We start from the raw sequence: 13,578 nt of genomic DNA, 5'->3' as shown, positions 1-13,578 counted from the left end.
ATATTGTGAAAAATCTGTGGCAAATTTGATTAAGCACACAAATCAACATAGAAGCAAAACATTATCAATTTCTTGCTTTTTCTCTCATGGTAAACAAAAGAATTCCAAATGATATAAGTGCTATTACTGCAAATTTTGCAAACATTTCCCACTCTTGAAAAATCAATTTTCCTGTGGCAAAAAGAACAGAATAAGTCATTATTACAGCACTAAACCAGCGTATTAGCAACAATCCGATTTTGCTTCTCCTCTCTCCTATTTCTTCAGCTTTAATGTTTGATTCAGTAGCACTTCTATCCTTTAGTATTTTATTCCAGATTCCATCGGGCTTCACTCTGTCATAAAAATTCAACAATGTATCTTTTGATTCCGCTTTGGTAAGATATGTTATTGCCAACCAAACTATTGTAGTAAATAAAACCGTAAGGAAAAAACTATTAGGAAACTCTAAGCCATAACCTAATTTAAAAATTGCATAAAAAATAAAAGGTGCAATAGTAGCCGAGATTTCACTCCATACATTTATTCGCCACCAATACCATCTTAAAATTAGAACAAGCCCAAGCCCTGCACCACATTCAATAATAAAATGCCAAACACCTGCTATTGTTGATAGCTGAGTGGTTACTAAAATAGCAATAAAAGCCAATGCAACTGTTGTAATGCGAGATACAAAAACAAATCTTTCTTTCTTTTTACCTTTAAATAAAAAACGTTTGTAAATATCATTTACCAAATAACTTGATCCCCAATTTAATTGAGTAGATATTGTACTCATGTAAGCAGAAATAAAGGCAACAAGCATTAGTCCTTTCCAACCTGCTGGCAAATGATCTTTCATTGCCATTACATATCCAAGTTTTTTATCATCAGCAGCAAGTTCTGGATATAAAATAATTGTTCCGAGAGCAACAATTATCCAAGGCCAAGGACGAATACAATAATGTGCAACTTGAAAAAACAAAGTAGCAAAAAGAGAATGTTTTTCATTTTTAGCACTCATCATTCGCTGAGCGATATATCCACCTCCTCCAGGCTCTGCTCCCGGATACCAGCTTGCCCACCACTGAACACCGATGTAAGCAAGGAAAGTTCCTATTCCAATTGAGAACATTTTTCCGGCTCCTGCAACAGTATTTTCTCCTCCAATATTTGGAAAGAAATTCAATAGCTCAGGATCTAATTGCTCTTTCATACCGCTAATTCCTCCCACTTGTTCGCTTCGTAAAACAAAAATAGCAAGTACAATACTTCCTGTCATTGCTATTACAAACTGAACCATATCATTAATCGCAACACCCCAAAGTCCTGCAAGTGAACTATATAAAGCTATTATCATCATTGCGCCAAAAACATAGTAATAAACTTCATTTTCGGGAATACCGAAAAACACTTGCAATATTGAAATAAAAGCAAGATTTACCCAGCCGATTATTAATACATTCATAAATAATCCAAGGTAAACAGCTTTAAAAGCACGTAAAAAAGAAGCGGCTTTTCCTGAATATCTTAACTCAATAAATTCTACTTCGGTAAGGATGTTCGCTCTTCGCCAAAGCGTTGCAAAAAAGAATGTTGTAAGCATACCGCCAATAAGCATGTTCCACCATAGCCAGTTTCCTGAAATACCGTTTTTATTTACAAGCTCGGTAACTGCAAGTGGTGTGTCGGCAGCAAAAGTTGTTGCAACCATTGAGATACCTGCAACATACCAAGGTAATGAACGTCCGCTTAAAAAAAATTCTGCAATGTTCTTCCCTGCTCTCTTGGAAAATTTAATTCCAATAAAAATTGTTATTGATAAAAATATTCCAATTATCAGCCAATCAAGGAAAACTAAAGACATATAAATTGTATTTTTTTACGCGAATATACTAATGAAATATTATTTTTTTGCCACGAATTCACGAATGAATGATTTATTTTTTGCCACGAATACACGAATAAATGATTTGTTTTTTGCCACGAATACACGAATGATATTTTTTTTGCTACGAATAATATTTTTTGCCACGAATACACGAATGATATTTTTTTTGCTACGAATAATATTTTTTGCCACGAATACACGAATGATATTTTTTTTGCTACGAATAATTTTTTTGCCACGAATACACGAATGATTTGTTTTGACGCGAATAATATTTTTTGTCACGAATGCACGAATGATATTTTTTTTGCTACGAATTCACGAATGAATGATTTGTTTTTTGCCACGAATTCACGAATGAATGATTTGTTTTTTGCCACGAATTCACTAATGAATGATTTATTTTTTGCCACGAATTCACTAATGAAGAAATAAAATTTTTACGCGAATACGCGAATGAAGAAATACTTTTACTAACAATCAGCATTACAAGAGATTTATTTTATTAAAATCTTGCGATTTATTGTTCTTTTAGCTGATTTCAATTGGAAATTATAAATTCCTGCTGATATTGTACCCAAATCAATATTTATATTTCCATTTTTAAATGAATGAATTTCTTTTGAATAAATCACTTTTCCTTGAATATCCAACACATTAATAACTGCATCATTTATTTCATTAGAATTAATTTTTACTGTAAATTGTCCGTTATTGGGGTTTGGAAAAATATCAAAAGAAATAAAATTGTTTTCTTCAATGGCATCAGGTATTTTTACACTTATCGACTGATATGCAAGATTATTGTTTTCATTACTTTCATCAATTTCGTTATTTGCATCACCAATAAAAAGTATATACCAACTTCCTATTGTTGTTGTCGCAGGAATAATAAATGATTTATTCAAATTTGAACTACTGCCTGGATTAATAGCTCCTACATTGCTTGCTGCTAATTCAATATCACCTGCATCTAAAATATTATTATCGGAAAGGTAATACTTTAATACGGTTGAGCCCAGACTTGAATTACCCTGATTTTTTAAAGTACAGTATGCATCAGCAATCTCTCCTCTTCCAATAATCAATGGACTAACGTTAGTGTTTAGCACATAAGCATCGGGTTTCATACTTGACCTTGAAATAGAAATATCAAGCAAGTAAGTTCCTTTATCGGAATAATAAGGCTCTACTTTAAAATACACTGTACCTCCATCATTTAAAACAAAATCAGAAGCTTCATCATCATTAAAAGTGGTTGACCAATTATCAACTTTATAAGAATAAATTACATCACATGTATAAGTATTTGAGTTACCGCTTTTTCTACTGTCATGTACCTTAGAGCTAATAGTGTATTTTGCACCAGCAGCTAAGTTAATTTTGTAATAGTCAATATCCGTAAGCAAATGTAAATTTGATTCTGTTGTTTTTATGTTTGCTGTATTTCCTGAAAAGTTTACACTAAAATTGTAAGAATTACCCTCTACATTGTTTGATTCATATTTATCAGGAGAAAGTGGTGCAGATGCAATAGTTATTGAAATTGGGTTTGTATAAATATCCTCATCTATAATTTTCCAGCTACCACCATCAGGTTTATACTGTATTGAAATTAAATATTCTCCTGGAGCAGCAGTAAGCGAATCGGCTTCAAAAGTAAGTCCATTTGAATAATACGAATATGCACTTAAAGTCATGTCATCCATTATTTCAATTACCTCTTCCACTTCACCACTTTGTTTGTGCAAAACAGCAGCAAAGCTACCTGAGAAAGCATTGTTTTGGTCGAAATTTGCAACATTTACATATACATCAACAGATTGCCTTGGAACAATTGGATTAGGACTAACCTGAATACTATCGTAAAGAGCCATATCCGAAGGTGAAGTAGCTGATGTAACTGTTACATTTACAGGATTTGAGTATGATTCTTCATCAATAAGAATCCATGAACTACTACCTGAAGCTTTAGAAAAAACCGCTATCATGTAACTACCTGAGGATGTTGTAACAGACGATTTTGAAAAAGTTATCCCTGATGCATAATGAGAATTTGAAGGCATAGCAAAGCCTGTTTTTTCTTCAATATCCATTACATATTGACCCTGAGCATCAAATAATGCAACAAGAAAATCTCCAACAAAAGAATCATTACCGTAGTTAGCAACATCAACCCAAACATCAACAGATGAATTTTTAACAATAGGATTTGGAGAAATTGAAATATCATCATATAGTTCAAGGTCATAATTTGAAGATGGTGTAGTTGGCTTAATACCAATTACAGCTCCCTGATAAGAGGTAAAAGAATGGGTTCCAGGATTAAGACTTGTAAGATAAAAATATCCATTGTAATATCCACTCCAACCCCAATTAAAATGAAAATGATTATTTGAAGATCCTTGATAACCGTCAAGCACAAAAGCATGACCACCTGCAGAACCTGAACCTTTGTACATCATAGGACGATTGTTATCCAATTCTGTTTTCAACAATGCTTCCCAACTTGATGTTGTATAGTTTGATTTCTTTTTATATTGAGTTGTAGAAGCATAATTAAAATATGTTTTTAATGATGTTGCCGCATCTGAAGTATATGCACCGCTTCCAGATGGTCCATACATCATTTCAACACTTACTCCACAATCGTACAATAAATTAGCAATATCAGAATCATAAGTTGAAATGGAATTAGGCATTGATGACCAATTATATGTTGACATTCCAAAATTCGCTGACAAAGTTCCGTAAGTTGTGTGATAATAGGATTTTGAACCAGAGCCTTGACTTGGAGAAGCATGATATTTCATAAGCTGTGCCATTGATGTTGCTACACAACCTGCATAAACACGACCACCGGGTCCACTGGCATCTAAAGGACATGAGGCATTGTAATATTTACCCTGATTCCAAGTTGTATTTAACAATGGTGAAACCGACCTATATCCTCTCCTTTGGCTTATTGATGTAGAAGTATATTTTTCCCACTCACTACTAATGTTGTCATTTGCTTTTAAATTATTATTTATAACATACAAAATTTGAGAGGCATAATTATTCATCAAATCAGTAAACTGAACAGGATAATTTTCAAATGAGTATTTATTTTTTAATGAGTAACCCAATACAGGAAAAACATCATCATCGGCAGAAATTATTACAAAACCGTTATTTTCTCCCTTGATATTAAACACATAATAAAGGTTTTTTGAATTCTCTTTTTTTGTAAAAATTAATTCAGTAATGATTAATGAAGGATCTATTGTTTGAAAATCTTGTACTCTTTGTAAGTAAATGTTTTTTGCAACAACTGAGGCAGTTTGCACACTTACAGGATTAGCTTTCACAAAGAAAACTATTGAAATTAAAATTGAAAAGCTTAATAATATTTTTTTCATTGCTTTATTTATTTTTGATTAGGTATAAATATGCGTGCAATTTAAAATTATTTATCTAAATAAATCAAAAAAAAATTCCATTTAACTTTTTAGATTTTTACAATGCCTTTGCTATATTTCGGAGAATGATATTAAGAGTGGTTCAATAAAAAAGAATTAATATCTAAAAAGTGGACTTCTAAGTTAAAGAAACATAAAAAATAGTTACCCTCACTAATCGTTATTAACAAAAAAAAATGTATTTTTGCCACCAAACAATAAAAATGAAATGCTTTCAAAGGGGCAAATAAAAATATTCATTCCTTACAAAATCAAAAGCCTTTTTTTTGATTTTTATAGAAATATTTGCCTTAATAATTCATTTATACTTTCAGTGTTCAATCGAAAATTATTCATGATTTTTGGTTTTATTATTTTTTCATTATCAATAAACAGTAAATCCTTTTCACAGAACATTACCTCCACAGTACCCCTATTCCTTTTTGATTGTAGCTATTCCGATACATTTACAGTAACAGTTTATAATACAACAACATCAGACACATTTACAAATGTAAAGTTAAAGATTTCAATGCCAACTGGTATGCGATATGATACAAGTTCGGTAATAGGAACAAGTGTAACGGAATATGATGTTGATACATTAAATGAACCTACTTTTAGCTTACCCGATTTACTTCCTTCAACAAATTTATTAATAAAATTTACTGCCTCAGCAGGTTGCAATATCAATGCAAGTAGCCTGTTATCAAATGTTAACACAATGCAGTATAATTCATCAAGTTCCTATAACAACAGTTCTTCTAATTATACTGTAAAAGCACCATCACTTTCAATCTCAAATATTACCAATCAATCTGTTACCTTAGATCAATGCTATGACACCTTAACTCGTCAAATAACAATAACAAATGGAGGAACGGGCTATCTGAAAAATTTCACATTTGAAATCAATGCAGAAGACAACTTAATCGTTTACAGTATTTCACCTGGTTCGTATTCTACAGTTGGAAATATAACCACCATTTACTTTGATTCTTTGGAAATAACGAGTATTGGCGATAATGACACATTATTTGAATACAATGAAAGCATTGTTATTACAGAAACAGTAGTTGCCGGAGGTGTGGATTCATTAGATGAAGCATATTCATTAACATGGGGATGTAATAATCAAACATGTCAAACGGTTACAAATTCGGCAGCAATTTCAATTGATATGTCAAAAGTACCAAATTTAGCTTTTCAGGCATATCCTTATGTTAATATGTGCTATGGATATGGGAATAAAAGTAAACAATCTATTAGTATTATTAATACAGGAAGTGCCGATGCAATTAATATAGATGTAGATATATATCAAACATATAATAGGAATCATTCATATCGATCATGGTTTTATACACATTTCGACCCAAGTAGTTTTGAAATTGTACAAAATGGAACATCAACAACTGTCATTCCTATTATGACTACTGGTACAGCAACAAGGTCATGCTTTATGGTTGGTTCTCCAATCGGTCAAGCTGTTGTTAGAATTCCCAGAATTGAGATTGGAGATACTGCATTTTTGCAATGGGATATTTTATCTTGTTGTACAGATGGAAGTATTCGGGATGGTTTTGGTTGGTCATATAAAGCAGAATACAAAGCTCCATGCAGATGGAATGAAACTTTTACAAAAAATCCTACAACTGGTCAATATTACAAAAGACAACGAGTAACTTTTAATGAACCCTTATCACCAAGTTCTACTTTAAAAGCTGGAGATACAGCAGAAGTAGGTTTTGGTATTCATTACTTACAATTCTGGCCAGGTACATCAAATAAAGTCTTTATGTTTAAAGTCAGCTTACCGGGTTGTCTTAATGTTGATACTTCAAGTTTTACCTATAAAGACCGTTATGATGCAAGAATTTGGTATCCTGATTCAATAAAACCTGCATTTCCAAATGATGTAATTATATATTACAGTTGGGTAAATCGTCCAAGTGGATTTAGTTTTACAGACTCCAAGCTAAGATTTAATGTTGTTGAAAATTGTTCAGGTTGCTTAAATTACGGTGGATTTCAAAACTTGGTACTCTCTGTTTATTATGTTGCTGACCCTACTTGCAATTGTGAGGTACTCATCGGTAGTAACTCAAATTACGTTCCTGTTTCATGTCCGATAAGTTGTTCAGGAGGTGGAATTGACAAAGATGAGTTCCTGATAAAACGAACAAGCTTTGGATTTCCTGACAATGATGATGATGGAATTCCTGACACAACAGGAACTATTGATTTAGACCTCATTGCTACAGACAAAGCAATGTTCGGTGATACTTTAAGAGCAATTATGAAAGGTAGAGTTACAGGCTCTCATAAGTGGTATTACGGATATGCCGTAAACCAATTTTCAGAAAACCGACTTTCAAATGCTGGTCAAACTTTAATAATTTATGATTCAAGTAACTCTGCTTATTACACTTGTAATAATATTTCTTACACAAAATCAGGAGCTACATTTAAATATGACTTTAGTATATCATCTCTAGTTACAGGTGGTTGTAGCATTCCTTCTACTTTTTCTTACGAGGAGGGTGATTCCATTACACTCTATGCCGATTACAAAATTACAAGCAATATTGGTGGAAACACAAGACTTATAACAGTAAATACCGATTTTTATCTAAGCCATTCAGCAAATCCCACGGCAGACACTGCAAAGCATAGTTGCGGATTAGACCCTGCTATTGGTCAATTTAATATTGTCGGATATTACCATACAATCTGGAGTGGAACAAGCACTTGGTATCCTACTGCTTGTGAAACATTTACAACCCATAAAAGTTACTATTTAAGTATTGGACCTTGTTGTAATAATTACGGTGGAGGAAACATGTTCCCTTATGAATATCGTCCATGGTCAAGATTTCATAAAGCACAAGTTGTAATTCCCTCAGGATATAATTTTGTTTCTGCTGAAATTAATCAAAGAAGGACTTCAGGAACCAGAAGCACTTCCTATCAATCTGTATCTAATTTAATTCCTGAGTACCAAAATCAAGACACTCTTATTTTTAACATCAGTGATTTGTATAATAATGGTAATTTTTATGAAAGTGATGACGGTTATCATGGAACTCTATATATTACCTTAATACCAACTGAAAAGGATTTTGATTTTCCTGCAACTAAATATATTTATTGGGATTACACACATGCTCCAACATCAGGATTTTTGGATACTCAAACAGTATCAAGTAACAATTCTTTTATACATACTGCTCCTAAGTTACAAATTCAAGGATTATCAACTTATCAATCTATTGACACAACTGCAAACTGGAATTTCTCAATAAGTAACACATCTTCAAATGCAAAATCCTACAACACCTGGGTTAAAATTCAATCAGGTACTGGAAATGTTTATCCGCTATCAATAATTAATCCTTCAACTAATGATACATTTTATGAAACAAACGGAAGTTTTAACCTTGGTATTATTAATACATCAACCACAACAAATTATAAAATTTATGCTCACCATAAAACATGTATAAAAGACACCCTTAAATTAACAACAGGTTGGGCATGTGATACAAGTTATCTTTACAGCACACCCTATATTCCTGAAGATTCTACATATATATATTTAAAACCATTATCTCCAAATATTGTTCTAGAATCTACCTGTCCTGAAGATACAGCATATTTGTGCGACACCTTAAATTATACAATAAAAGTTAGTAATTCACAACTGGGAAATGCTTATAAACCAAAAGTTCAATTGCACATAGTTCAGGGACTTGATGTTATTTCAGGAAGCTCTCGAATGCAATATCCTACAACAGATACTTTTCATTCAATTCCCAACCCAACTTATATGGGCAATGGTATTTATGAATGGGATGTTGCATCCTTTGATACGATGATAGCCAACAATTCACTAACAGGTACACAGGATACTACAAAAAATCGCTTTTCTATTACATATAAACTTTTGAGTAACTGTAGTTACATTTCAGGTAGCACATTTAGAATTAGAGCTTATGCCGAAAAAGCCTGCGGAGATATTGATGACGCAGTATTACCAAGTGTTCCTACACGAATCTACGGAGCTTCCGACCCCTACATTGCAACGATTAATGTATTTACCGATACTTTATCCATTTGTAGTGGAAACGAAAAAATCTATTTGCGATTTACAAATCTTGGTCCTGATAGCACAGCAGATGTTGACCACCTATTACTTCAATTACCTCTTGGAGTTGAATACAACTCAGGTTCTACAAATAATGTTATTAATGCCGATTCTATTTCTGAGCCTACAATTAATAACATTAGCGGTTACACGGAATTAGACTGGAAATTGCCTTCAGGAATAAAAAATGGTAATTTTATTGAATTTGATTTTACTGTTAAACAAGATAGCATTTTAAACTGTGGTAAATATTTATTTTTATTTCAATCGGTTGTTCTTGATAGCTTGCATTGCCTTGCAATAGGTGATACTTGTGAATTCAGGTCACAAACAGGTAAAAAAGCCGATTCAATTTTTATTTACAAACCAAATCTTACAATTATTAATTTTACTGCAAATTCAACCCTCAACACTCCAACAGCTGAAAATGTAAATTTAAATATTAGCTTTGTTAATACAGGCAAAAAAATTCCTCCAACCGACACAACATGGGTAACATTTTACCATGATGCCGACCATAACGGAACTTTTTCTTCTGCTGATTCTTTTTTTGGATACCTTTATTATCCTGATTCAATTAAAACAAATGATACCACTACACTATCCGGAACTTTTACTTTAGATGCCCATCATACATGCCCAATCATTGCAGTTATTAGTCAGGATACAGGTAATTATTCAAATTGTATTTGTAATCAAAAAACTCAATATCTTGATGATGTAATAATTAACTACAACCTAAATGATACTTTTATCTGCTCAGGTGATTCTATATTCCTTGGAGTTGATTCTATTAATGATTATTCTTATCAATGGAATCCTACAGATGGAGTTACAAATCCAACATCATCAAAAACATTTTTTTACAACACAAACAAAACATCATCAACTATAACGAAAACCTATACGCTTACAACTTTTAGAGGTGGAAGCTCGTGTTCATATACAGATACTTTAAATATTGATGTATATCCTCAACCGACTGTTAATTTTAGAATAAATGACACAACTCAATGTTTTAATACAAATAATTTTGTTTTTTGGAATAATGCAAACCTCCCAGCAAGTTCTCTCAATTATCTTTGGTCTTTAGGTGATGGCAATACATCAACAACCGACAGTTCCATTAACCATAGCTACTCAGATACAGGTTCTTATGTTGTTAAAATGATTGTTACCACCAATAAAGGATGCATTGATTCCAACACCAAAAACACTTATGTATATCCAAATCCAATTGTTGACTTTTCAATAAATGACACACTTCAATGCCTTGTTGGTAATTCTTTTACTTTTACCAATACATCAACAATATCTGCGGGTTCAATAACTTATAATTGGGATTTTGGAAACAGCGGAAGTTCAACATTAGCAAACCCTGTTTACATGTATCCTTTAAGTGGAACATATCAGGTAAAGTTAATTGTTAACTCTGAAAATAGCTGTAAGGATTCCATGATAAAAACTGTGTATGTAAAACCTATGCCTGTAGCAAATTTTTCAATCTCTAATCCTTCACAATGTTTATCCGGAAACAGTTTTAGTTTTTCAAACACCACCTCAATCAGCTCGGGAACATTAACTTATCTCTGGAATTTTGATGATGGAAACAGTTCAACACTAACAAGTCCATCACATACTTACTCTACTGCTGACACTTATCAAATCAAACTTTTAGCAACATCTTCTTTTGGTTGTATGGATTCAACAACAGATATTGCTTATGTTCATCCATCTCCCAATATTAATATTTCTGTTAACGATACTACTCAGTGTCTTCCTACCAATAATTTTGTTTTTACAAATAATACATCAATTTCTAACGGAAGCTTATCATACTCATGGAATTTTGATGATGGCTCAACTTCAACAGCCACAAGCCCATCGCATTCATACAGTTCTCTTGGTACTTATGCTGTAAAATTAATTGTTACATCAGGAATTGGTTGTAATGATTCCATTACACAAAATGTTTACACCAATCCTGTCCCTGTTGTTAAATTCGGAATGAATGCTATTAGTCAATGTTTGAACCAAAATAATTTTATTTTTTCAAATAATACATCTATTTCATCAGGAACTATGAGTTATTTATGGGATTTTGGTGATGGCTCAACTTCTACACTTACAACTCCCACTCATAAATACATAACTGATGATACATTTGTTGTTAGATTAACCGCAACATCAAATTTCGGATGTAGTAATTACAAAGATGTAACAATTTATGTTAGAAGCGTTCCTCAATCAGATTTTTCAATAAATGACTCTGCACAATGCTTGAATGAAAATATTTTTGTTTTCACAAACAATTCATCTATTTCAAATGGTTCACTATCTTCTTACTCATGGATTTTTGGTGATGGAAATACTTCAAGCCTACAAAACCCATCATATTCATATTCCACTGCTGATACATATCAGATACAACTGATTAGTATTTCTAATTTCGGATGTAAAGATACTGCAAGAAAAACATCAATTGTATTTCCGAGTCCAATTCCAAACTTTTCGATAAATGATAGTCAGCAATGTTTTAACGGAAACAATTTTATTTTCACAAATTCGTCTTCAATAAGTTCAGGCTCTTTATCTCATCTTTGGAATTTTGATGACGGAAGCACTTCAACATCTACTAATTCATCTCATTCTTATTTAACATCTGATACCTTTAATGTTAATTTAATTTCAACATCCAATTTGGGATGTAAGGATACAACTATAAAAAATGTTTATGTATTTCCAAACCCAAATGTAGATTTTAGTATCAACGATTCAGCTCAATGTTCATCAGGAAATTCTTTTGTTTTCACAAACAATACAAATATTAGTTCAGGCTCATTAACACATTTATGGCATTTTGGAGATGGTGATACATCAACAACAAAAAATCCTACACATTCCTATACAACTCTTGATTCATTCGCAGTAAAATTAATTTCTACATCAAACAACAGTTGTCAAGATTCATTAACAAAATATGTTTATGCCGAACCAAAACCATCTGCAGGATTTTCAATAAATGATACTGTTCAATGTAACTCCGGTAACAATTTTATTTTCACAAACAGTTCAAGCGTTAGCACGGGTTCAATGACATACAACTGGAATTTCGGTAACGGAAACTCATCAACAGCCACAAATCCAAACCACTCCTACCTTTCTCCCGGAGTATATACTATCAAGTTAATTACCTCCTCCAATCATGGTTGTAAAGATTCCATTACTAAAAATGTATATGTAAAAGCAAACCCTTCTGCCGACTTTACAACAAATAATAATTCCCAATGTTTAACGGGAAATAATTTTAGTTTTACAAACACAACATCAATTAGTTCAGGAACATTAACTTATTTATGGGATTTTGACAATGGTGATACCTCAACAAGCAAAAACCCAAATGTCAGTTTCAATTCTGTCGGAACTTATAATGTTAAATTACTTGCTACTTCAAACGAAGGCTGTAAGGATTCAATAACTCATTCCGTTTATGTACGACCAATGCCAATTGCTGATTTCTCAAGAAATGACTCCACTCAATGCTTAAATGGAAATAATTTTGTTTTCACAAACAACTCAACTATTAGCTCAGGAACAACAACTTATGCATGGACTTTTGGAGATGGCAATTCTTCCACAAGTCAGCATTCAAATCATACTTATTTAGCCGATGGAACTTTTCAAGTAAAACTTGTAATTACATCAAATTATGGATGTAAAGATTCAATAATTAAAACCGTTTATGTATATCCTAAGCCTAATCCTAATTTTACAATAAATAATAATTCACAATGCTTGACAGGAAATTTGTTCGCTTTTACAAATACTTCAACAATCAACTCAGGTTCTATGAATTACTATTGGGATTTTGGAGATGGTAATAATTCCTCGCTTCAAAACCCCTCGCATTCCTACTTATCACATGGGACGAATTCTGTTAAATTGCTTGCAACTTCAAATTATGGTTGTAAAGATTCAACAACAAAAGCTGTTACAGTAAACCCAATGCCTGTTGCTAATTTCAGCATAAACGACAGCCAACAATGTTTTAATGAAAATGATTTCGCTTTCACAGATAATTCAACAATTTCTTCAGGAAGCCTTACTTTCCATTGGAACTT

The 13,578-nt window shown here is 32.4% G+C and carries 4 protein-coding genes; 1 reads left to right on the top strand and 3 read right to left on the bottom strand.

Going from position 1 to position 13,578, the window contains the following annotated elements; translation table 11 throughout:
- Positions 1-64: 64 nt before the first annotated feature.
- The 3 genes from U9R42_06235 to U9R42_06225 all read right to left on the bottom strand — a co-directional run bounded on the left by U9R42_06235 (position 65) and on the right by U9R42_06225 (position 5,271).
- Positions 65-1,846, bottom strand: coding sequence for a sodium:solute symporter family protein (locus tag U9R42_06235; GenBank protein ID MEA3495618.1), 1,782 nt, complete (start codon positions 1,844-1,846; stop codon positions 65-67).
- 39 nt (positions 1,847-1,885) lie between these two features.
- On the bottom strand, positions 1,886-2,155 hold the full coding sequence (locus tag U9R42_06230; GenBank protein ID MEA3495617.1) for a hypothetical protein: 270 nt from the start codon (positions 2,153-2,155) through the stop codon (positions 1,886-1,888).
- Positions 2,156-2,367: 212 nt separating this feature from the next.
- The gene (locus tag U9R42_06225; GenBank protein ID MEA3495616.1) at positions 2,368-5,271 is read right to left on the bottom strand and encodes a C10 family peptidase; all 2,904 of its coding nucleotides are present in this window, start codon (positions 5,269-5,271) and stop codon (positions 2,368-2,370) included.
- Between the two features lie 394 nt (positions 5,272-5,665).
- Here U9R42_06225 and U9R42_06220 point away from each other — a divergent pair.
- Positions 5,666-13,578: PKD domain-containing protein (locus tag U9R42_06220; protein ID MEA3495615.1), on the top strand; the 7,913-nt coding region annotated here is incomplete at its 3' end.

It is taken from the genome of Bacteroidota bacterium, from assembly GCA_034723125.1.
In the GTDB taxonomy this organism is placed as follows: domain Bacteria; phylum Bacteroidota; class Bacteroidia; order CAILMK01; family JAAYUY01; genus JAYEOP01.
Note: the sequence above shows the minus strand (reverse complement) of the source record. Positions and strands in the feature narration are given on the sequence as shown.